Origin of the sequence: Streptomyces sp. NPDC005898, assembly GCF_040629635.1 — a bacterium.
Classification (GTDB): domain Bacteria; phylum Actinomycetota; class Actinomycetes; order Streptomycetales; family Streptomycetaceae; genus Streptomyces.
Genome location: NZ_JBEXWC010000032.1, coordinates 15,959 through 37,425, shown reverse-complemented (window position 1 = coordinate 37,425; position 21,467 = coordinate 15,959). Strand labels below are relative to the sequence as shown.

17 protein-coding genes and 1 pseudogene are annotated in these 21,467 nt (G+C 71.6%); 14 read left to right on the top strand and 4 right to left on the bottom strand.

The window, feature by feature from the left end; genetic code table 11:
• Window positions 1–15 precede the first annotated feature (15 nt).
• The 5 genes from ABZ385_RS29935 to ABZ385_RS29915 all read left to right on the top strand — a co-directional run bounded on the left by ABZ385_RS29935 (window position 16) and on the right by ABZ385_RS29915 (window position 5,581).
• Complete coding sequence (locus ABZ385_RS29935) at window positions 16–468, top strand: carboxymuconolactone decarboxylase family protein (protein WP_358588533.1); 453 nt, start codon at window positions 16–18, stop codon at window positions 466–468.
• A 157-nt stretch (window positions 469–625) separates the two neighbouring features.
• Window positions 626–3,040: an excinuclease ABC subunit UvrA gene (locus tag ABZ385_RS29930; protein WP_358913873.1), complete on the top strand. Its 2,415-nt coding sequence runs from the start codon at window positions 626–628 to the stop codon at window positions 3,038–3,040.
• 74 nt (window positions 3,041–3,114) lie between these two features.
• Window positions 3,115–3,648, top strand: coding sequence for a GNAT family N-acetyltransferase (locus ABZ385_RS29925; protein WP_358588528.1), 534 nt, complete (start codon window positions 3,115–3,117; stop codon window positions 3,646–3,648).
• 200 nt (window positions 3,649–3,848) lie between these two features.
• Window positions 3,849–4,148 (top strand): alpha/beta fold hydrolase, encoded by a 300-nt coding sequence (locus ABZ385_RS29920; RefSeq protein ID WP_358588526.1) that lies wholly within the window; start codon window positions 3,849–3,851, stop codon window positions 4,146–4,148.
• A 110-nt stretch (window positions 4,149–4,258) separates the two neighbouring features.
• On the top strand, window positions 4,259–5,581 hold the full coding sequence (locus ABZ385_RS29915; protein WP_358913872.1) for a cation:proton antiporter: 1,323 nt from the start codon (window positions 4,259–4,261) through the stop codon (window positions 5,579–5,581).
• Between the two features lie 30 nt (window positions 5,582–5,611).
• Here the strand turns inward: ABZ385_RS29915 and ABZ385_RS29910 are convergent, their stop codons facing one another.
• Complete coding sequence (locus tag ABZ385_RS29910) at window positions 5,612–5,899, bottom strand: NUDIX domain-containing protein (protein WP_358588521.1); 288 nt, start codon at window positions 5,897–5,899, stop codon at window positions 5,612–5,614.
• Window positions 5,900–6,196: 297 nt separating this feature from the next.
• Here ABZ385_RS29910 and ABZ385_RS29905 point away from each other — a divergent pair, with 297 nt between their 5' ends.
• The 8 genes from ABZ385_RS29905 to htpG all read left to right on the top strand — a co-directional run bounded on the left by ABZ385_RS29905 (window position 6,197) and on the right by htpG (window position 17,313).
• Complete coding sequence (locus ABZ385_RS29905) at window positions 6,197–9,799, top strand: nitrate reductase subunit alpha (RefSeq protein WP_358913889.1); 3,603 nt, start codon at window positions 6,197–6,199, stop codon at window positions 9,797–9,799.
• A 1-nt stretch (window position 9,800) separates the two neighbouring features.
• Window positions 9,801–11,450: a nitrate reductase subunit beta gene (gene narH, locus ABZ385_RS29900; protein ID WP_358582072.1), complete on the top strand. Its 1,650-nt coding sequence runs from the start codon at window positions 9,801–9,803 to the stop codon at window positions 11,448–11,450.
• Window positions 11,447–12,073 carry a nitrate reductase molybdenum cofactor assembly chaperone gene (gene narJ, locus ABZ385_RS29895; protein WP_358913871.1) on the top strand — a complete coding sequence of 209 codons (627 nt, stop codon included), beginning with the start codon at window positions 11,447–11,449 and terminating at the stop codon, window positions 12,071–12,073. The genes narH and narJ overlap by 4 nt, the downstream gene beginning before the upstream one ends.
• Window positions 12,070–12,828, top strand: coding sequence for a respiratory nitrate reductase subunit gamma (gene narI, locus ABZ385_RS29890; protein WP_358913870.1), 759 nt, complete (start codon window positions 12,070–12,072; stop codon window positions 12,826–12,828). The genes narJ and narI overlap by 4 nt, the downstream gene beginning before the upstream one ends.
• The gene (locus ABZ385_RS29885) at window positions 12,828–13,946 is read left to right on the top strand and encodes a tellurite resistance/C4-dicarboxylate transporter family protein (protein WP_358913869.1); all 1,119 of its coding nucleotides are present in this window, start codon (window positions 12,828–12,830) and stop codon (window positions 13,944–13,946) included. The genes narI and ABZ385_RS29885 overlap by 1 nt, the downstream gene beginning before the upstream one ends.
• Window positions 13,947–14,235: 289 nt before the next feature.
• Window positions 14,236–14,565 carry a MerR family transcriptional regulator gene (locus ABZ385_RS29880; protein WP_358582082.1) on the top strand — a complete coding sequence of 110 codons (330 nt, stop codon included), beginning with the start codon at window positions 14,236–14,238 and terminating at the stop codon, window positions 14,563–14,565.
• 90 nt (window positions 14,566–14,655) lie between these two features.
• Window positions 14,656–15,405 (top strand): endonuclease/exonuclease/phosphatase family protein, encoded by a 750-nt coding sequence (locus tag ABZ385_RS29875; RefSeq protein ID WP_358582084.1) that lies wholly within the window; start codon window positions 14,656–14,658, stop codon window positions 15,403–15,405.
• A gap of 69 nt (window positions 15,406–15,474) precedes the next feature.
• Complete coding sequence (gene htpG, locus ABZ385_RS29870) at window positions 15,475–17,313, top strand: molecular chaperone HtpG (RefSeq protein ID WP_358582086.1); 1,839 nt, start codon at window positions 15,475–15,477, stop codon at window positions 17,311–17,313.
• 93 nt (window positions 17,314–17,406) lie between these two features.
• Here the strand turns inward: htpG and ABZ385_RS29865 are convergent.
• Both ABZ385_RS29865 and ABZ385_RS29860 read right to left on the bottom strand, forming a co-directional pair.
• A pseudogene (locus ABZ385_RS29865) lies at window positions 17,407–17,556 on the bottom strand (DNA recombination/repair protein RecA); the annotation flags it as partial.
• Between the two features lie 28 nt (window positions 17,557–17,584).
• Window positions 17,585–18,862, bottom strand: coding sequence for an erythromycin esterase family protein (locus ABZ385_RS29860; protein ID WP_358700131.1), 1,278 nt, complete (start codon window positions 18,860–18,862; stop codon window positions 17,585–17,587).
• A gap of 349 nt (window positions 18,863–19,211) precedes the next feature.
• Here ABZ385_RS29860 and ABZ385_RS29855 point away from each other — a divergent pair, with 349 nt between their 5' ends.
• Window positions 19,212–20,435: an MFS transporter gene (locus tag ABZ385_RS29855; RefSeq protein WP_358913868.1), complete on the top strand. Its 1,224-nt coding sequence runs from the start codon at window positions 19,212–19,214 to the stop codon at window positions 20,433–20,435.
• Window positions 20,436–20,485: 50 nt separating this feature from the next.
• Here the strand turns inward: ABZ385_RS29855 and ABZ385_RS29850 are convergent, their stop codons facing one another.
• The gene (locus ABZ385_RS29850) at window positions 20,486–21,460 is read right to left on the bottom strand and encodes an aldo/keto reductase (protein ID WP_358913867.1); all 975 of its coding nucleotides are present in this window, start codon (window positions 21,458–21,460) and stop codon (window positions 20,486–20,488) included.
• Between the last annotated feature and the right edge of the window lie 7 nt (window positions 21,461–21,467).

Here is a 21,467-nt window from a genome sequence, read left to right as displayed (position 1 = left end):
CCTAGAGTTCTGGTCATGACAGCGATTCAGATTCCGCAGCGCATGAACTTCGCCACCGTCGCCCCCAAGGTCTTCAAGGCCGTCCTCGCCCTGGACGCCGCGGCCCGCGAGGGCCTGGACCCGGTGCTCCTCGAACTCGTCCAGATCCGCGCGTCGCAGATCAACCGGTGCGCGTACTGCATCGACTACCACACCGGCGACGCCCGCCGGGCGGGGGAGACCGAGGCCCGCATCCATCAGCTCAGCGGCTGGCACGAGTCCAGCCTCTACACGGCCGAGGAGCGTGCCGCGCTCGCCCTGACCGAGGCGGTCACCCTGCTGCCCGACGGGGTGCCGGACTCCGTGTACGACGAGGCGGCCCGGCACTTCGACGAGGAGCAACTGGCGCACGTCATCGCGCTCATCTTCACCGTGAACACCTGGAACCGGATGAACGTCACCACCCGCAAGACCCCCGGAACCGAGTAACCTCCGCCTCCACCCTGTCCATGGGCGCGGACGCCGAGGCGCGGTGCGGAACCACTGAGCGGAAAGATCAGGAATGGAGAAGCGCCGTGCTCGTGTCACCGCTAGCGTGACCGAGCCGCGCAGACGGCGCGCCGCACGACCCAGGGAGACACGACCGATGAGCAAGGCCCCGAGAACGGCCCCGCGGGCGTCCGCGCCGCACGCCGCCGACAGCCACGACCTGATCCGTGTGCACGGCGCGCGCGAGAACAACCTCAAGGACATCAGCATCGAGATCCCCAAGCGCCGGCTGACGGTGTTCACGGGCGTCTCCGGCTCGGGCAAGAGCTCACTGGTGTTCAACACGATCGCCGCCGAGTCGCAGCGGTTGATCAACGAGACGTACAGCGCCTTCGTGCAGGGCTTCATGCCGACCATGGCGCGGCCCGACGTCGACGTCCTCGGCGGGCTCACCACCGTCATCAGCGTCGACCAGAGCCGGATGGGCGCCGACCCGCGCTCCACGGTCGGCACCGCCACCGACGCCCACGCCATGCTGCGCATCCTCTTCAGCCGGCTCGCCGAACCGCACATCGGCCCGCCCAGCGCGTACTCCTTCAACACCGCCTCCGTCCGGGCCAGCGGCGGAATCACCGTCGAACGCGGCGCGGCAAGGACGAAGACCATCAAGGCGACCTACCAGCGCACCGGCGGCATGTGCACGCGCTGCGAGGGCCGGGGCAAGGTCTCCGACATCGACCTCACACAGCTCTACGACGACTCCAAGTCGCTCGCCGAGGGCGCGTTCACCATCCCCGGCTGGAAGTCGGACAGCCAGTGGACCGTGCAGGTCTACGCCCAGTCCGGCTTCGTCGACCCCGACAAGCCGATCCGCCGCTACACCAAGAAGGAGCTGCAGGCCTTCCTCTACGGCGAACCGGTCAAGGTCAAGGTCAACGGCATCAACCTCACCTACGAGGGCCTGATCCCGAAGATCCAGAAGTCGTTCCTGTCCAAGGACAAGGAGGCCCTCCAGCCGCACATCCGGGCGTTCGTGGAGCGGGCGGTCACCTTCACCACCTGCCCCGAGTGCGAGGGCACCCGGCTCAGCGAAGGAGCCAGATCCTCCAGGATCAAGGGCAGGAGCATCGCCGACCTGTGCGCGATGGAGATCAGGGACCTCGCGGCCTGGGTGCGCGACCTCGACGAGCCGTCGGTGGCCCCGCTGCTCGCCTCGCTGCGCCAGACCCTCGACTCGTTCGTGGAGATCGGCCTCGGCTACCTCGCCCTCGACCGGCCCGCGGGGACCCTCTCCGGCGGTGAGGCCCAGCGCGTCAAGATGATCCGCCACCTCGGCTCCTCGCTCACCGACGTCACCTACGTCTTCGACGAGCCCACCGCGGGCCTGCACCCCCACGACATCCAGCGCATGAACGACCTGCTCCTGCGCCTGCGGGACAAGGGCAACACGGTGCTCGTCGTGGAGCACAAGCCGGAGATGATCGCGATCGCCGACCACGTCGTGGACCTCGGCCCCGGCGCCGGCCAGGCGGGCGGCACCGTCTGCTTCGAAGGCACCCTGGAGGGGCTGCGGGCCTCCGACACCATCACCGGCCGCCACCTGGACGACCGATCGGCGGTCAAGAAGAGCGTGCGCGCGGCCACGGGCGCCCTGGAGATCCGCGACGCGACGGCGAACAACCTGCGGAAGGTCGACGTCGACATCCCGCTCGGCGTCCTCACCGTCGTCACCGGCGTCGCCGGCTCCGGGAAGAGCTCCCTCGTGCACGGGTCCCTGCCCGCCGACGCGGGCGTGATCTCGGTCGACCAGAGCCCGATCAAGGGCTCCCGGCGCAGCAACCCCGCCACGTACACGGGGCTGCTCGACCCGATCCGCAAGGCGTTCGCCAAGGCCAACGGCGTGAAACCGGCGCTGTTCAGCGCCAACTCCGAGGGCGCCTGCCCCACCTGCAACGGCGCGGGCGTCGTCTTCACCGACCTCGGGATGATGGCCGGCACCGCCACGACCTGCGAGGACTGCGAGGGCAGGCGGTTCGAGGCGTCGGTCCTGGAGTACCGCCTCGGCGGCCGCGACATCAGCGAGGTGCTCGCGATGTCCGTGAGCGAGGCCGAGGAGTTCTTCGACACGGGCGAGGCGCGCACCCCGGCCGCCCACAAGGTCCTGCGGCGGCTCGCCGACGTCGGGCTCGGCTACCTCACCCTCGGCCAGCCGCTCACCACCCTGTCCGGGGGCGAGCGGCAGCGCCTCAAGCTCGCCACGCACATGGGCGAGAAGGGCGGCGTCTACGTCCTCGACGAGCCGACCACCGGCCTCCACCTCGCCGACGTCGAACAGCTGCTCGGCCTGCTGGACCGGCTCGTGGACTCCGGCAAGTCCGTCATCGTCGTCGAGCACCACCAGGCGGTCATGGCGCACGCCGACTGGATCATCGACCTCGGCCCCGGCGCCGGCCACGACGGCGGCACCGTCGTCTTCGAGGGCACCCCCGCCGACCTCGTCGCCGCCCGCTCCACCCTCACCGGCGAACACCTCGCGGCCTACGTCGGCGCGGCGGAGCGGCCACGGCAGTGATCGGCTTCACACGGTGAGGGGGCGGGGGAGCGCCGATTACCGGTGGGGCGCCTCCCTTGGGCAGGATGGGGTCCATGACCGAGATCCGCACCCCCCGCCTCCTCCTGCGCCCCTGGCACGACAGCGACCTCGCGCCGATGGCGGAGATCAACGCGGACCCGCGGGTCATGCGCCTGGTCGACGACGGTCGCGTGCGTGACCTGGAGCAGACGGCGCAGGACATCGAGCGCTGGGAGGAGGAGTGGGACGACGAGGGCTTCGGCCTCTTCGCCGTCGAACTCCTCGCCTCGGGCGAGCTGGCCGGCTTCACCGGCCTGTTCGTGCCCGAGTTCCTGCCGGAGGCCGCGGCCGACGCCGCCATCGCCTGGCGGCTCGGCACCCAGTTCTGGGGTCAGGGGTACGCCTCCGAGGCGGCCCAGGCCACCTTGGAGTTCGCCCTCCAGGACCGCGGACTCGAAAGGGTCGTGTGCATCCACCGGGCGCAGGACCAGGCCTCGGAGAACGTGGCCCGCAAGCTCGGCATGGTCCTGGAGCGCGAGACGACGCACCCGCGGTCCGGCCATGCGCTGCGCGTCCACGGCATCGACCTGACCGAGTACCAGGCCTGAGACCGTGGCCGGAGTGCCGGCCGGGGGCGCCGCCTGCCGGGCCACCCGGGCGGCGGCGACCGGCCCCGTGGCAGACCTGGTGACCCCGTGACGGCCACCGCCGCCCCTGACGCCCCGAGGCGCCCATGGACCCCCGTACCGCACCGGCACCGTGACTGGTCCGCCGCCGCGAGCGCCCCGAGGCGCCGCTGAACCTCTACGTGTTCGCGCACGCGGGCGGCTCCAGCGCCGAATACCTGCCGTGGGCCGACGAACTGACGGACGTTCAGCTGTGGGGCGTACGGCTCCCCGGGCGCTCCGCGCGCCTCGCGGAACCCGCGCACGCCGCGCTGCGCCCCCTCGTCACCGCCCTGGTCCGCGAGGCGGTGTTCACCGCGCCCTACGTCCTGTTCGGCCACAGCTTCGGCGGCCTCCTGGCGTACGAGACGGCGAGGGCGCTGCGCCGCAGCCACGCGGCGTGGGCTGAAGGTTGTCGACGCTGCGGCGTGCGGCGCCGTTGAGCTGCCCGCCGACATCTGCTTCTGTTGACTTCGGGTGCGCCGAACTCCCCACGCAGAACGAGTACGTCGCCGCCCTCCGGGCGCAGGCCTAGGGAGTTGGCACCAGCACCGTGTCCAGCAGCCGACTGACCGTCCTCTTCGTCGACCTCGCGCTGATCGTCGCCCTGGCCCGGCTGGCCGGCGCCATCGCCAGGCGCTTCGGTCAGCCGGCCGTGATCGGTGAGATCGTCGCCGGCATCCTGCTCGGGCCGACCGTGCTGGGCGGCGGGCTGTCCCAGTACGTCTTCCCGTTGGAGATCCGCAGCGAGCTGAGCGCCTTCGCCGACCTCGGGCTCGCCCTGTTCATGTTCAAGCTCGGCACCGAGTCCGACTGGGTCGCGGGGCGTCCGACGCGGCGGACCGCCGTGGGCATCGCGACGGCCGCGATGGTGTTCCCCTTCGCGGCGGGCACCGGGCTCGGCCTCTGGTGGAGCCCCGGCGGCCCTCCGGCACAGGGCGTCGCGCACGTGCTGTTCATGGGGGTCGCCCTGTCGGTGACCGCGTTCCCCGTCCTGGCCAGGATCGTCGAGGACCGGGGCCTCGCCCGGGTGCCGCTCGGCCGGCTGGCCGTGGCCAGTGCCGCGCTCTGCGACGTCCTCGCCTGGGCCATGCTGGGCGTCGTCATGGTGCTGTGCGGCAGAGACACCCCCTGGCGCCTGCTGTGGTTCGTCCCCTATCTGCTCGTACTGACCGCCGTGGCACGACCGGTGCTGCGCACCCTCGCACGCTCCGGGCGCACCTCACTCGACCTCTCCCTCACCTGCGCCGGAGTCCTCGCCTCCGCGGCCGCCACCGAGTGGATGGGGCTGCACTTCATCGTCGGTGCCTTCGTCCTCGGCGTCGTCCGCACGCATGCCCTGCGTGGGCTGGACCACGAGCCGGGCGGACCGGACGGCGAGCGGGAGAAGGCGCCGGGCGCGCGGGCCGACGCCGACCTGCGCCGAGGTTTCGGCTCCCTCGACAGCCGGGTCCTGATGCCGGTGTTCTTCGTCGTCGCCGGCTGGCAGGTGGACCTGTCGGAACTGGATCCGGCCCAGCTGGTCGACCTGGTGATCCTGCTGGTGGCGGCCGGTGGCAGCAAGTTCCTCGCCGTGGCGGGCGCCGCCCGCCTGTCGGGGCTGACGCCGCGCGACTCGGCGGCGCTGGCCGCTTTGATGAACACCCGCGGGCTCACCGAACTCATCGTGCTCACCACGGGCCGGGAGCTGGGGCTCCTCGACGACGTCGGCTACACGCTCCTGGTGACCATGGCGGTGCTGACCACGCTGTCCACGGGGCCGATCCTGCGGCGCCTCCTCAAGGACGGACCCCCGACCACCCCCGGACCCGCGAACGCCCCCTCTCCCCAGCACCCGTCCGACATCGCCCCTGACCGGACCGGCACCGGAGCCTGAACGTCAGCCGCGCGTCCTTGGGGCAAGGGCTCAGTGCTGGACCAGGTCACCGACCGGTACGGGAGGCACATGGCCGGTCGCCGGAAGGCCCTCGGCGAGAGCGAGGCCGACATCGACCCGCGAGTCCACGCCCAGCAGCCGTTCGACCACCCCCACGCAACCCGTCTCCTCGGCCACCTCGCGGACCACCGCGTCGAAGGGATCCTCCCCGTGCTCGACCCTGCCACCCGGCAGCGTCCAGTTCCCCGACACGTGATGGGCGAGCAACACCCGCCCGTCCTGGACGCACACGGCGTACGCCGCCAGCCGAAAACTCATCCGCGCACCCTATCCACGCGGGCAAGTCCGCCCCGGTCGACACCGTTTCGAGCAAAAGGTCCAACCATTGCAAAGGGCAAGAAAAATAAGTTCTGGATACACCAAACTGGCCGAAAAGAAGTGCCTCCGGCGGGCCGGTCAGGAGGAGTGTGGCCCTCGTTCGTCGACAGGCGCGCGTCCGGGGTGACTGCCGGGCGCGCCGATCCCCGAGGGGAGCCCGAGGGCGTGGGACGTGGCAGGGCGAAGGTGGATCAGGTCGCGGCCGACGCGGCCGAGCGGCTCTTCGCGGTGGGACAGATGTTGCGGCGGGCTCCGGCCACGCCCGACGACCGGGCCGTATTCAAATCGGATCAACGGGTCAACGACCAACCGTACAGGGAGCGTTGGGCGCACGACAAAGTGGTGCGCTCCACGCACGGGGTGAACTGCACGGGGTCCTGCTCCTGGCAGGTGTACGTCAAGGACGGTCTGATCACCTGGGAGACCCAGGCGACCGACTACCCCTCCGCGGGACCGGACAGGCCGGACTACGAACCGCGGGGCTGTCCGCGGGGCGCGTCGTTCTCCTGGTACACGTACTCGCCGACCCGGGTGAAGTACCCGCACGCCCGAGGCGTCCTCGTGGAGATGTTCAGGGATGCAAAGCGCCGCCTCGGCGGTGACCCGGTGGCGGCATGGGCCGAGATCACCGGCGACCCCGAACTGCGCCGCCGCTACCAGTCGGCCCGGGGCAAGGGCGGCCTGGTGCGCATCGGCTGGGACGAGGCACTGGAGATCGCGGCGGCCGCCCATGTGCACACCCTCAAGGAGTTCGGGCCGGACCGGATCGCGGGCTTCTCCCCGATCCCCGCGATGTCGATGGCCTCGCACGCGGCCGGCGCCCGCTTCCACGCGCTGATCGGCGCGCCGATGCTGTCGTTCTACGACTGGTACGCCGATCTGCCGATCGCCTCGCCGCAGGTCTTCGGCGACCAGACGGACGTACCCGAGTCCGGGGACTGGTGGGACGCCGCCTATCTGATGCTCTGGGGCTCCAACGTGCCGGTCACCCGCACCCCGGACGCGCACTGGATGGCCGAGGCCCGCTACCGGGGGCAGAAGGTCGTGGTGGTCTCGCCGGACTACGCCGACGCGACGAAGTTCGCCGACGAGTGGCTGCACCCCCACCCCGGCACCGACGGGGCGCTGGCCATGGCCATGGGGCACGTCATCCTGCGGGAGTGCTTCGTCGAACGGCAGGTGCCGTACTTCACCGACTACGTCAAGCGCTTCACCGACCTGCCGTTCCTCGTCGCCCTGGACGAGCACGGCACGGACGAGCACGGCACGGACGCGCACACGCCCGGCGCGTTCGTCACCGCCCGCGACCTGGATCTGGCACCGGACGCCGAAGCCGGCTCGCGGCGCTGGATGCCCGTCCTGTTCGACGCGGCCACCGGCCGGCCCCACGTCCCGAACGGCACCCTGGGGGACCGCTGGGCCAAGGAGAGCGAGGGCCGCTGGAACCTCGACCTCGGTGACATCGATCCGCTGCTGAGCTTCCACGGCCGCCCCGGCGCGACGCCGGCCACCGTCGCCCTGCCGCGCTTCGACACGCCGGGCGCCACGCTGCGGCGCGCGGTGCCGGCCCTGCGCGTCGGCGGGCGGCTGGTCACCACCGTCTTCGACCTGATGCTGGCCCAGTACGGCGTGGGCCGCGAGGGCCTGCCCGGGCAGTGGCCCACCTCGTACGAGGACGCGTCCTGCCCCTGCACACCCGCCTGGCAGGAGGCGATCACCTCCGTGTCCGCGAGCGCCGTGGTGCGGGCGGCGCGCGAGTTCGCCCGCACCGCCGAGCGCACCCGGGGCCGCTGCATGATCGTGATGGGGGCAGGGACCAACCACTGGTTCCACTCCGACACGATCTACCGCTCGTTCCTGTCGCTTCTGCTGCTCACCGGCTGCCAGGGCGTGAACGGCGGCGGCTGGGCGCACTACGTGGGCCAGGAGAAGGTGCGCCCGTACGCGGGCTGGCAGCAGCTGGCCACGGCCGCCGACTGGACGCGCCCCGCACGGCAGATGGCCGGCACGCCGTACTGGTATCTGCACACCGATCAGTGGCGCTACGAGAAGTTCACCGCGGACGCCCTCGCCTCGCCCACCGCCCCCGGCGGCCTCACGGGCCTGCACACCGCGGACCTCGTCGCCCACGCCACCCGCCGCGGCTGGATGCCCTCGTACCCCACCTTCGGCGCGAACCCCCTGGAGCTGGGCGAGCGCGTCCGCGCGGCCGGCGCGGACCCGGCGCGGTGGGTGGCCGCCGAACGCGACGCGGGGCGGCTGTCCTACGCGTGCGAGGACCCCGACGACCCCGCCAACTGGCCCCGCGTGCTCACCGTGTGGCGGGCCAACCTCATCGGCTCGTCGGCCAAGGGCAACGAGTTCTTCCTGCGCCACCTGCTCGGCGCCAGTGACAACGCGAGCGCCGAGCAGGCCCCGCCCGGGTGCCGGCCCCGCGACGTGGCCTGGCGGGACGAGGCGCCGCGCGGCAAGCTCGACCTGCTGCTCGCCCTGGACTTCCGGATGACGTCCACCACCCTCTTCGCCGACCTCGTGCTGCCCGCGGCGACCTGGTACGAGAAGCACGACCTGTCGAGCACCGACATGCACCCCTACGTGCACGCGTTCTCACCCGCGATCAGCCCGCCGTGGCAGGCACGCACCGACTTCGAGATCTTCCACGGCCTCGCCGCGGAGGTCTCCCGGCTCGCCCGGGGCCGCCTCGACACCGCCCATGACCTCGTCGCCACCGCCCTCCAGCACGACACCCCCGGCGAGGCCCCGCCGGAAGGGCCGACCGGGCCGCACTTCACCGTCGTGGAACGGGACTACACCACCATCGGCGACCGCATCGCCGCCCTGGGGCCGCTCGCCGAGGAGCAGGGCATGACGGTCAAGGGAGTCATCGTGCGCCCCGGCCCCGAGGCCCGGTGGCTGGCCGCCCGGTGCGGGACGGCCGGCCACGGCCCGGCGCGGGGGCGGCCCCTCCTCGACACCGACGTCAAACTGTGCGAGGCCATCCTCGCCCTGTCCGGGACCACCAACGGCCGCCTCGCCGCCGAGGGGTTCGAGCGGCTCGCCGAGCGGTGCGGCGCGGACACCGGCCTTGCGGAACTGGCCGCCTCGGTGGCCGAGCGCCGGGTGGAGTTCTCCGACACCCAGGCGCGCCCCGTGCAGGTGGGCGCGAGCTTCGAGTGGTCGGGCAAGGAAGGCCCCGACCGCCGCTACGCGCCGTTCACGATCAACACCGAGCACTGCAAGCCCTGGCACACCCTCACCGGACGCCAGCACTTCTACCTCGACCACGCGTGGATCGCCGAGTACGGCGAACAACTGCCCGTCTACCGGCCCCCGCTGGACCTCGCGGCGCTCGGGGAGCAGCCGGGGCAGGGCGACGGCGGCCGGTCGGTGACGGTGCGCTACCTGACCCCGCACTCGAAGTGGTCGATCCACTCCGAGTACCAGGAGAACCTGCTGATGCAGACCCTGGCCCGCGGCGGGCCCGTGATCTGGATCAGCGTGCCCGACGCCGAGGAGATCGGCGTCGCGGACAACGACTGGATCGAGGCGCACAACGCCAACGGCGTGGTCGTGGCCCGCGCCGTCGTCTCACACCGGATGCCGCCGGGCACCGTGTTCATGTACCACGTCCAGGAGCGACTGGTGAACGTCCCGAAGTCCGAGGCCACCGGGCGGCGCGGCGGCGTCCACAACGCCCTCACCCGGCTGCTGATCAAGCCGACCCACCTCATCGGCGGCCACGCCCAGCTCTCCTTCGCCCCCAACTACTACGGCCCCACGGGCAACCAGCGCGACGCGCTCACCGTGATCCGCCGCCGTTCGCAGAACGTGGAGTACTGACATGCGCGTGATGGCACAGGTCGCGATGGTGATGAACCTCGACAAGTGCATCGGCTGCCACACCTGTTCGGTCACCTGCAAGCAGACCTGGACCAACCGGTCCGGCACCGAATACGTGTGGTTCAACAACGTCGAGACCCGCCCGGGCCAGGGCTACCCCCGCGCCTACGAGGACCAGGACAAGTGGCGGGGCGGCTGGCGCCTCAAACACGGCCGCCTGGTGCCGCGCAGCGGCGGCCGCGCCCGGCGCCTGGCCCGCCTGTTCGCCAACCCCGAACTGCCGGCCCTCGCGGACTACTACGAGCCGTGGACGTACGACTACGACAACCTCATCTCCGCGCCGCTCGGCGACGACGTGCCCACCGCGCCGCCCCGGTCCCTGATCGACGGCGAACCCACCGCGGTGACCTGGGGTCCCAACTGGGACGACGACCTCGGCGGCGGGCCCGGGCACCTCGCCGGCGACCCGATCCTCCAGCAGATGAACGAGCAGGTGCGGCTCGAGTACGAGCAGGCGTTCATGTTCTACCTGCCGCGGATCTGCGAGCACTGCCTGAACCCGTCCTGCGTCGCAGTGTGCCCCTCCGGCGCCCTGTACAAGCGCGTCGAGGACGGCATCGTCCTCGTCGACCAGGACCGCTGCCGCGGCTGGCGGATGTGCGTGACCGGCTGCCCGTACAAGAAGGTCTACTTCAACCACCGGAGCGGCAAGGCCGAGAAGTGCACGCTGTGCTACCCGCGCATCGAGGCGGGCCAGCCCACCGTCTGCTCCGAGACGTGCGTGGGGCGGCTGCGCTACCTCGGCGTCATCCTCTACGACGCGGACAAAGTGGGCGAGGCGGCGGCCACGCCCGAGGAGAAGGACCTCTACCAGGCCCAGCTCGACTGCTTCCTCGACCCCGAGGACCCCGCCGTGCGCCGCGCGGCCGAACAGGCCGGCATCCCGCACGACTGGGTGAGCGCCGCCCGGCGCTCCCCGGTGCACGCCCTGATCAGCCGCTACAAGGTGGCCCTGCCGCTGCATCCCGAGTACCGCACCATGCCCATGGTCTGGTACGTCCCGCCGCTGTCCCCGGTCGTGGAGTCCCTGACCGCCACCGGGCACGACGGGGAGGACCCGGCGAAACTCTTCGCGGCGATCGACTCCCTGCGCATCCCCGTGGAGTACCTCGCCGGGCTCTTCACCGCGGGCGACCCGGCCCCGGTGGAGGCCGCGCTGTGCCGCCTCGCCGCGATGCGCTCCCACATGCGGCGCGTCAACCTCGGCGAGGCGCAGGACCCGGCCATCGCCCGCGCCGTCGGCATGGACGCCGAAGGCATCCTCGGCATGTACCGGCTCCTCGCCCTCGCCAAGTACGACGAGCGGTACGTCATCCCCACCAGCTACACCGCCCCCCTGCCGGGCGACATCGATGCCGACGCGCCGGACGCGGGGTGCGGCCTCGACGGCCCCGGCGGCCCCGGGATGTACGACGCGGACGCCTTCCACGGACCCTTCGCGGGGGACGGCGGGGGAGCGGCCGACGAGGACGGCGACCGGGCACCCGAACACGCCGGCGCCTCACTGCGCGGCCGCGTCAACCTCCTGAACTGGAACGGCAGAGGGCGCCCCGAGGGCCTCTTCCCGCACGACGAGGGCACGGCACGGTGAGCGGCCCCGCCGTCCACCAGGCCGCCGCGCTGCTCCTCGGCTACCCCGACACGCGCTGGCCCGAGCGGCTGGACGCCGTGACCGCGGCCCTGGAGCCGCTGCCCGGCCCCGACGTCGCCCTCCTGCTGCGGTTCTGCGCCACGGTCCGCGACACGGCGCCGCTCACGCTCGCCGCCCGGTACGTCACGACGTTCGACCGCAGCCGGCGCCGCTGCCTCTACCTGACGTACTACACCGACGGCGACACCCGCAGACGCGGCACGAACCTCGCCCGCCTGAAGGCGCTCTACCGCGACCACGGCTGGCAGTCGCCCGAGGACGAACTGCCCGACTTCCTGCCCCTGATGCTGGAGTTCGCCGCCCGCGCCCCGCAGGCCGGCACCCGCCTGCTCGCCGAACACCGGCCCGGCCTGGAACTGCTGCGCCTCGCCCTGACCGACCACCACAGCCCGTACGCCGACATCGTCGAAGCCGTCTGCCACACGCTGCCCGGCCCCGGCCCGGCCACCCGGGAGGCGGCCCTGCGCCTGGCCCGCGGCGGCCCTCCCACCGAGGCGGTCGGCCTCCTTCCCTTCCCCCAACGGCCAACGGACGCCCCGCACGCGGAGGAGACCTCCCGGTGAACCACCTGCAGACCACCCTGTGGGGCGTCCTGCCCTACCTCGCCCTCGCGGTCCTCGTCACCGGCACCGCCTGGCGCCACCATTACGACCGGTTCGGCTTCACCACCCGCTCCAGCCAGCTGCACGAGAGCCGGCTGCTGCGCGTCGGCGGGCCGCTGTTCCACTACGGAATCCTCTTCGTCGCCGCCGGGCACGCCATCGGTCTGCTCGTCCCCGAATCGCTCACCGAGCGGGTGCGCGTCCACGAGTGGCTCTACCACGCCAACGCCCTCCTCGTCGGCGGCACCGCCGGCCTCGCCACCCTCGCCGGCCTCGCGATCCTCCTCTTCCGGCGGCTGCGGGTACCCGCCGTCCGGGCCGCGACCAGCCGCAGCGACCGGGCCGTCTACCCGATCCTCATCTGTGTCGTCCTGGCCGGCCTGACGGCCACCGCCACCACGCTGCGGCCCCACCCCTACGACTACCGCCTCGGCGTCTCGGTGTGGTTCCGCTCCCTGTTCACCCTCGACCCGGACGTGCCCGCCATGGCACACGCCCCCCTCACCTACCAGGTCCACGCGCTCCTCGGCATGGCCCTGTTCGCCCTGTGGCCCTTCAGCCGCCTGGTCCACGCCTTCACCGTGCCGTTGGGTTACCTGGTGCGCCCCTACGTCGTCTACCGCTCGCGCGGAGCCCGTCACGTGTCGGCCGCCCACGGCCACGACCTCCGGCCCCCACGGCGCCAGACCGGGCGAAAGCCCCTCGTCCGCCGCTGATGCGGGAAGAACTGCTCGACCGGTGCCGGCGCCTGCCGCCCGCGTGCTTCGCCCCGGTGATGGCCACCGGCATCGTCTCCCGAGCCGTGGCGCAGGCGGGAGCCCCCAACGTGTCCCGCGTGCTGTTCGCCATCGCCGTGGCGTCGTACCTGGTGCTCCTGACCGGCACCGCGCTCAAGGCCCGATGCCACCGCGCGACTCTGCGGGCCGAACTCCGGGATCCCGCGCGGCTGTTCGGGCACTTCACCCTGGTCGCGGCCAGTGGCGTCCTCGCCACGCGGCTCGGCGCCGGCCCGCTCCGGTACGCGGCCCACGTTCTCCTGTTCCTCGCGGCACTCGTGTGGCTGCTGCTGGCCCGGGCCGTCGGGCGGAGCTTCGTCCGGGCCGCCCCCGGAGCCGAGGAGCGCGCCATCGCCGGGAGCGGGACCGGGGGCGGTCAGGAGACGCCCGGCCCGCGCGCGGTGGTGCGGCGGGCCGACGGCAGCTGGTTCCTGGCCACCGTAGGGCTGCAAGCGCTGGGCCTCGCCCTGACCGGCCCGCACCCCGATCACGCTGTCCTCACCCTCGCGCTCGTGCTCTGGAGCGCCGGCTCACTCCTGTACGCGGCCACCCTCGCGCTGGTCGTCCGGCGCCTGCGCCACCAACCGCCCCCGGCCGCGGAGTTGACCCCCGCCTACTGGGTCACCATGGGCGCCGCCGCCATCAGCACCCTGGCCGGCGCCCGACTCCTCGCCCATGGCGACCTGCTGCCCGGCGCCGCCCGTGCCTTCCTGGCCGTCGCGGTCCTCGCCCTGTGGGCCTGGGCCACCCTCCTGATCCCCCTGCTCCTGGCCGCGGGCATCTGGCGTCACCTGCGCCACCGTATCCCGCTCACCTACGAGCCCGCGCTGTGGACCATCGTCTTCCCCCTGGGCATGTACGCCACGGCGACCACCGAGATCACCGCCGTCGAAGGCGGCAAGGCCTTCCCTCTCTCACCTCACCCCCTGGCCTGGCTCGCCCTGACGGCCTGGACGGCGGTCACCGCACGCTGCCTGGGGAACCGGCTTCCCGCGCAGGGACGGAGAGTCGACGATCCAGACCCTCGTACGAGAGGAAATCTGCTCTCACGGGAGTAGACATCGTGCTGCGCGCAGGTTAGTGTCTTCTTCGTAGCCAGGAAGTCGAAGAGGGCCCGGCAGGGACGAACTGCCGGGCGAGCAGGTCAAGGAAGGTCCGGTGCCTCGCCTACCCCCCAGGCGCAGGGCAGCGGAAAACGAAGGCCGGCTGAGGCAAGCCGGTGGATGATGAGGAAACTCGGGGCCCGGGTGCCAGTACGGCGCCCGGGCCCCTCGGCGCGTCCCTGAAACGTCTCCCGAACGTCCTTCGAAACGTCTCCCGAAAGTTGTCCCGAAAGAAGAAGGTTCTATGGACCCAGCCAGTCTCCGTCCCGTCGACCATCTCGATGACGACGACTATCCGGCGTACACCATGGGCCGGGCCGCCGACATGCTCGGCGTCAAGCCCGCCTTCCTCCGCGCCCTCGGCGAGCACCGCCTGATCACCCCCCTGCGCTCCAAAGGCGGCCACCGCCGCTTCTCCCGCTACCAGCTGCGCATCGCCGCCCGGGCCCGGGAGTTCGTCGATCAGGGCACCCCCATAGAAGCGGCCTGCCGCATCATCGTCCTGGAGGACCAGCTGGAGGAGGCCCGCCGCATCAACGAACAGCACCACCAGCGGCACGAGAGCACCGCTTGAACCGCCGGCAATCCCGGAGGCCGGGGCGGGCGGGCGTACAGGACGGGGCGAGAATGAGACGGTGAGGAGAGTGCCCAGGAGAGGAACAGCGTGCGGGATCTGCCTGATGCGACGACGGAGCGAGACGGAAGCGCGGTCGTGCGCGTGCTCAGCTACAACGTCCGCTCCATGCGTGACGACGTCACCGCCCTCGCCCGGGTGATCCGGGCCTGCCGGCCCGACGTCGTCTGCGTCCAAGAGGCACCACGGTTCTTCCGCTGGCGCAAGGCCGCCACCCGTCTCGCGCGAAATAGCGGGCTCGTGTACGTGGCGGGCGGTGCCACCGCCTCCGGGCCGATGATTCTCTCCTCGCTCCGTGCCCACGTGGAGCGCGCCGAAGACGTGCTGCTGCCCCGCACCCCGGGTCTGCACCAGCGTGGCTTCTCGACCGCCGTGCTGCGGTTCGGCCGGGCCCGCCTCGGCGTCCTGAGCTGCCACCTGAGCATCGACGACGACGAGCGCTACGCGCAGGGGCAGATGCTCCTGGAGCGGCTGTCCGCCCTCAAGGAGCCCCACGCCGTCGTCGGCGGCGACTTCAACGACCGGCCCGACGGCCGCACCTTCGGTCTGCTCAGCCACGCCCTCCAGGACGGCTGGGCGACGCAGCCGTGGGGGCGCGAGCACACCACCCGGCTGGGCGACCCGTTGCAGCGCATCGACGCCGTCTTCGCCACACCGGGGGTGCGGGTGCTGGGGTGCGGAGTGCCGATGGGCCTTACCGGGGTTCGCGAACAGGACCTGCGCGCGGCCACGGACCACCTGCCCGTGCTGGCGGCTGTGCGCGTCCCGGTCGCATACTGATCGCTGTCCATTCCGATCATGTATTCCGATCATGTTCGGCAGAGCCACCAACCGACCAGAAGGGAAGTCATGAGTACCGAGACGCTGGAGTTTCAGGCCGAGGCGCGGCAGTTGTTGGAACTGATGGTCCACTCGATCTACTCGAACAAGGACATCTTCCTGCGCGAACTCATCTCCAACGCCTCTGACGCCCTGGACAAGCGGCGCCTGGCCGGCCTGAAGGACGACAGCCTCAAGGCGGACGACCCGCACATCGAGATCGAGGCCGACAAGGAGGCCCGCACGCTGACCGTGCGGGACAACGGCATCGGCATGACGCGCGACGAGGTCGTGGGACTGATCGGCACCATCGCCAGATCCGGCACGGCGGAGACGCTCCGCCGGCTCCGGGAGAACAAGGAGAACAAGCAGTCGGCCGAGCTGATCGGCCAGTTCGGCGTCGGTTTCTACTCCGTGTTCATGGTCGCCGACAAGGTCACCCTGCTCACCCGCAAGGCCGGTGAACAGACGGGCGTGCGCTGGGCGTCGGACGGCGACGGCACGTACACGATCGAGACCGTCGAGGACGCCCCCGAGGGCACCTCGGTCCGCGTGCACCTGCGCCCCGCCGACGAGGAGGACGCGCTCTACGACTACACCGACGAGGCGAAGATCCGGGAGATCGTCAAGCGGTACTCGGACTTCATCTCCTTCCCCGTCCGGATGGGGGAGAGCACCCTCAATTCGATGAAGGCGCTCTGGGCCCGCCCGCGCTCCGAGGTGAGCGAGGACGAGTACCGGGAGTTCTACCGGCACATCAGCCATGACTGGACGGACCCGCTCGACATCATCCAGATGCGGGCCGAGGGCACCTTCGAGTACGAGGCCCTGCTGTTCCTGCCGTCGCGGGCCCCGCACGACCTCTACCAGCGGGACGCCCGCCACGGCCTCCAGCTGTACGTCAAGCGCGTGTTCATCCTGGACGACAGCCGCGAACTCCTGCCCGATTACCTGCGCTTCGTCAAGGGCGTCGTGGACGCCGCCGACCTGTCGCTGAACATCTCCCGCGAGATCCTCCAGCAGGACCGGCACATCCAGCTCATCCGCCGCCGCCTGGCCAAGAAGATCCTGGCGTCCATCAAGGACCTGATGGCCAAGGACGCCGACAAGTACCGCACCTTCTGGCGCGAGTTCGGGCCCGCCGTCAAGGAGGGACTCCTGGACCGGGCGGAGGACCACAAGGCGATCCTCGACATCGCCTCCTTCGCCTCCACCGCCGGCGAGGAGCCCACCACCCTGGCCGACTACCTCGCCCGGATGCCCGAGGGCCAGGACAAGATCTACTTCATGACCGGCGAGAGCCGCGCCCAGGTCGAGAACTCCCCGCACATGGAGGCGTTCCGGGCCAAGGGGTACGAGGTCCTGCTGCTCACCGACCGGGTGGACGAGATCTGGGTCGAGGCCGTCCACGACCACGAGGGCAAGGAGTTCCAGTCCATCACCCGCGGCGAGGTGGACCTGCCCTCCGAGGAGGAGCCGTCGCCGGAGGAGGCGGGGCAGTACGAGGCCGTGCTGGCCTGGCTCAACGAGACGCTCGACGACGTCAAGCAGGTGCGCCTGACGACCCGGCTCACCAGCTCACCGGCGTGCCTGGTCAGCGACACCGACGGCCTCACGCCGGCCCTGGAGAAGATGTACAAGGCGATGGGGCAGGACCTTCCGTCCGTCAAGCGCATCCTTGAGCTGAACCCGAAGCACCCGCTGGTCAGCGCGGTCAAGGCAGCACATGACAAGCGGCCCGACGACCCGGAGCTGAAGGGGACGGCCGAGCTGCTGTACGGCACCGCGCTGCTCGCCGAGGGCGGCGACCTGGCCGACCCGGCCCGCTTCGCGGCCCTGCTGGCCGACCGCCTCAGCAAGACGGTCTGAGCCGGGTGAGCCGCGACGTCTGAGACCGGCCGCCCGGCGCGTCAGGACGCCGATCGCCGCGAGCACGGACGTGCCCGCGGCGATCGGCGTCCTGACCGCGTCCGTGCCGTCCTTCAGGGTCTCGATACGGCGGATGTCCATGCGCACCGAGGCGTAGAACTTCAGCACCCGGCCACCGGTCGTCGTCTCCGGAGAGCCGAACATCACGCCGATCTTCCCGCGGAGCTGGTTGATGAGAATCGCCGCCGAGGACATTTCGGCGGCGCCGGGCTCATGGCTTCTCCAGGGTGGTGGGGGACGAGGTGGGGGCGCTGAGGATGCCATCGAACGCGTCGATGACCGGGGTGCGCTGGTAGATGCTCTGCATCCGGATGTGGTCGGGGCCGGTCAGTTCCGCTGCCCGGGCGGGACGGAGATCGGCGACGGAGAGTCCGAGGCCGGTGTCGGCGAAGGCCGCTTCGATGCTTCCGGGCACGGCCGGCTCCAGCGGGGTGTCGTGGATGCTGAACCCGAAGGAAGCCTCTTCGTCGCGGCGCATCTCGGCCGTTCGCCCCGTGACGCTGGTCAGGCCGAGGGCGAAGTAGCTGTCCCCGAGGGCGTCGTGCAGGTGCTGCCCCATGGGGAAACCCGTGAGGTGGCCGTCGAAGACGATCGGGGTCTTCTGGATGTGGGCGTTGTGGGCAACCAGGACGACGCGGGCCGCGCGGGGGAGCCGGTCCAGGTGCCACAGGAGTGATTCGGCCATGTAAGAGTCACGGGCGGAGGTGTCGGCGGTGAGACCCTCTCCGGCGAAGAGGGCGGCCATGGCACGGAATGTGTAGTCGCCGTGGCAGGCGGCTTCCAGGCATCGCAGGGCGGTGTCGTAGCCGTGCTGGTCTCCACGGGAGAGGTACAGCGGTCTCAGGGCACGGAACCGGACGTGCAGCCGTGCCAGGAGTGCGGTGAGGGTGTCCTGCTCGGCGGTGGTCAGGCGCGCCCACGCGGGTGCTGCCGCGGCTGCGGAGTCACCGGCGAAGGAGGCGGCGATCGTGATCGCGCCCCGCACCGCGGGCAGGCTCTCCGGGTCGATCCGGCGGAGGTAGTCGGCCACGGGGTCCAGGGCGGGGAGCAACGACCCGCCGGCGGCCGGGACGTCGATCCCCGCGAAGCGGACCGGTGTCGCGGCGGAGCGGTTGTGCCGGCGGAGGAAGCGCAGGGGCTCCGGGAGCCCGATGGGGACCGACGATGCCAGCAGCGCGGAGAGGGCGTCGTCGGCTCCGTGGCCTTGGACCCAGGCGTCGAGGGGGATGGCTTCGCTGAATCCGTACTCGAAGGCCAGGACGGTGAAGCCGCAGCGTTCGACGAGGAAGCGCAGGATGCGCCCGCGCAGCGCGGCGAACTCGTCGATGAAGTGGGAGTGCTCGCCCAGGGCGACCACGCGGACACCGTCGAGGACTGCCCGCAGCGGTTCCAGGTCGTCCAGGGGTGCGGCCGGGTCGAGGTGGCTGAGCGGGATGGCATGGCGGTGGAGCCAGTCGGTGAAGGGAGTTCGGTCGGTCGCAGTGGGCATGCTGGTGGCTCTTCCCGGAGAGGGGGTGGTCGGGACTGTCGGCGTACGGGTGGGTTGCCGCCGACGATGCCGTGGTCGGGGACCGCCTCGGCGCCGTCGGCCGTACCCCCCGCATGTCGATACGGCGCGGCACGTGCCGTATCGACAGCATGCCCGAATCGGGGGAACGCCGTGCCCTGGTCGGCGAGGCCCAGAACCCCCCCGGCGTCGCCGCCGTGCTCAACGAGTGCTTCACCCCCGCAGCAGGGCTTCTCGGCCAAAGTGGCCTCAAGCAGTTCACCGCGCACGGGAGTTGTGCGTATGTTCAGGCGGAGTGTGATCGACAAGCGGGCGAGCGGGAAGAGGCTGCATGGCAACGGCACCGGCGGCGCGTCGGCACAGGCTGGCGGTGCTCGTGGCCCTGATGCTGGCCGCGTTCACCTTCAACACCACGGAGAACCTGCCGATCGGGCTGCTCAAGCTCATCTCGGACGACGTGCGGGTGTCCCTCTCGGCCGTGGGCTACCTGGTCACCGCCTATGGACTGACCGTCGCCCTGGTCTCCCTGCCCCTCGCGCACGTCACCCGCTCCATGCCGCGCCGCCATGTGCTCACCGTGCTGCTGGCCGCGCTCGTCCTGTCCAGCCTGGTCTCGGCCCTGGGCTCCAGCTACTGGCTGCTGATGGCCGCCCGGCTGGTGACCGCGCTCGCCCAGGCGCTGTTCTGGGCGGTGATGGGGCCGGTGGCGGTCGGCCTGTTCGCCCCGGCGGTGCGGGGGCGGGTGATCGGGGTGCTGTCGGTGGCCGGTTCGCTGGCCCTGGTGCTGGGCGTCCCGCTCGGCACCTGGCTGGGCCAGCAGAGCGCCTGGCAGGTCCCGCTGGTCGTGCTGGCCGGGCTGGGGCTCGTCTCGCTCGTCACGATTGCCCTTCTCCTCCCGACGTCCCGTCCGGAGGAGGGCCACGCCGCCTACGGTTCGGCCCCCGACAAGCGGCGGTTCAAGCTCGTGCTGGCGACCACCGCCCTGTCCGTCACGGGCGCGTTCGCCGGCTACACGTACCTCGTGAAGTTCCTGGGTGACGTGAGCGACTTCTCCGACACCTCCGTCAGCGCCCTGCTCATGGTCTCCGGTATCTCGGGCGTGGTCGGTGTGACGGTCGCGGGGCCGCTCCTGGACCGGTACCCGCGCGGCACGCTGGCCCTGCCGGTGGTCACCCAGGCGACCGGCATGCTGGGCCTGTACGCGTTCGGCGGCGCCCAGGCCGGAGCCGTCGCGTCCCTGGTGCTGCTGGGCGGCTCACTGGGCCCGGTGTTCATGGCCACGCAGAACCAGATGCTGCGCTTCGCGCCCGGCCGTACCGAGATCGCCCTGGCGGCCAACTCCGGTGCCTACAACCTCGGGATCGCGGGCGGGGCACTGCTGGGCGGCCTCGTCCTGCCCGCCTGGGGCGTGCGGGCCACGTTCCTGGTGGGCGGGCTGCTGACCGTCGCCTCGTTCGCGCTCCTGCTCGCCGAGCGGATGCTGCCGCCCGCGCAGGAGGGCCGTCCGACCGAATCCGGCCGGACGGTGGACAGCAGCCCCGCCGAGCACCGCTGACAGCGCGGGGCGGCGCCCCGCGTCGGGCCCACGCCCCGCCACGGGCACACTCACCAGGCGTACGCCTCAGGGGCAGGTCCGCCGGGCCCGGGGAAAAGCCCGTCGAGGTCCTTGAGCTGGCTCTTCTCCAGGGAGATCTTCAGCGCCGCGAGTCCCTGGTCGAGCTGCTCGGCCACGCGCGGGCCAAGGATCGGCGCGGTGACGCCCGGCTGGTGCAACAGCCAGGCCAGGGCCACTTGGGCGGGCGGCAGCCCCTGGTCGGCGCACCACTTCTCGTACGCCGCGATCCGCTCGTGGTGCCGCTTGAGCCGCTTGCCCGACGCGGGCTCCGCCGCGCGACCACCGCCGGCGCCGCGGCGGACCGCCCCGCCCAGCAGACCGCCCTGCAGCGGGCTGTAGGGGAGCAGGCCGATGCCGTACTCGCGGCAGGCGGGCAGCACTTCGAGCTCGACGGTGCGTTCCAGGAGGTTGTAGACGGACTGCTCGCTGACCGGGCCAGGCGTGTGGTGCTGCCGGGCGTGCTCCTGGGCCCTGGTCAGGTGCCAGCCGGCGAAGTTGGAGGTACCGATGTAGGTGACCTTGCCCTGGGTCCTCAGCAGGTCCAGTGCCTGCCAGGTCTCCTCCCACGGTGTGGTCCGGTCGACGTGGTGCACCTGGAACAGGTCGATGTGGTCGGTCCGGAGCCGGCGCAGCGAGTCCTCGCACGCCTTCCTGACGTGGAAGGCGGACAGCCGGCCGGAGTTGGGCCTGCGGCCCATCATCCCGTAGACCTTGGTGGCCAGCACGATCCGGTCGCGGCGGGCGGGGTCCTCGGCGAGCCAGTTGCCGATGATCTGCTCCGTGATCCCCTCGCCCAGCCGCGCGCCGTAGGTGTTGGCGGTGTCGAAGAGGTTCACGCCCTTGTCGAGCGCCAGGTTCATGATGGCGTGCGCCTCGGGCTCCGGGGTGTGGGTACCGAAGTTCATGGTGCCGAGGCCCAGGCGCCCGACGACCAGCCCCGAGCGTCCCAAGTTGGCGTGCTTCATGTTGCGG

What these genes read in the sequence shown, in the direction of transcription:
- ABZ385_RS29910 (WP_358588521.1), bottom strand. Translation starts at nt 5,899, where the DNA reads ATGAGTTTTCGGCTGGCGGCGTACGCCGTGTGCGTCCAGGACGGGCGG.
- ABZ385_RS29850 (WP_358913867.1), bottom strand. Translation starts at nt 21,460, where the DNA reads ATGAAGCACGCCAACTTGGGACGCTCGGGGCTGGTCGTCGGGCGCCTG.
- ABZ385_RS29880 (WP_358582082.1), top strand. Translation starts at nt 14,236, where the DNA reads ATGGACCCAGCCAGTCTCCGTCCCGTCGACCATCTCGATGACGACGAC.
- ABZ385_RS29855 (WP_358913868.1), top strand. Translation starts at nt 19,212, where the DNA reads ATGGCAACGGCACCGGCGGCGCGTCGGCACAGGCTGGCGGTGCTCGTG.
- ABZ385_RS29935 (WP_358588533.1), top strand. Translation starts at nt 16, where the DNA reads ATGACAGCGATTCAGATTCCGCAGCGCATGAACTTCGCCACCGTCGCC.
- ABZ385_RS29860 (WP_358700131.1), bottom strand. Translation starts at nt 18,862, where the DNA reads ATGCCCACTGCGACCGACCGAACTCCCTTCACCGACTGGCTCCACCGC.
- ABZ385_RS29905 (WP_358913889.1), top strand. Translation starts at nt 6,197, where the DNA reads ATGTTGCGGCGGGCTCCGGCCACGCCCGACGACCGGGCCGTATTCAAA.
- ABZ385_RS29885 (WP_358913869.1), top strand. Translation starts at nt 12,828, where the DNA reads ATGCGGGAAGAACTGCTCGACCGGTGCCGGCGCCTGCCGCCCGCGTGC.
- ABZ385_RS29930 (WP_358913873.1), top strand. Translation starts at nt 626, where the DNA reads ATGAGCAAGGCCCCGAGAACGGCCCCGCGGGCGTCCGCGCCGCACGCC.
- ABZ385_RS29925 (WP_358588528.1), top strand. Translation starts at nt 3,115, where the DNA reads ATGACCGAGATCCGCACCCCCCGCCTCCTCCTGCGCCCCTGGCACGAC.
- narH (WP_358582072.1), top strand. Translation starts at nt 9,801, where the DNA reads ATGCGCGTGATGGCACAGGTCGCGATGGTGATGAACCTCGACAAGTGC.
- htpG (WP_358582086.1), top strand. Translation starts at nt 15,475, where the DNA reads ATGAGTACCGAGACGCTGGAGTTTCAGGCCGAGGCGCGGCAGTTGTTG.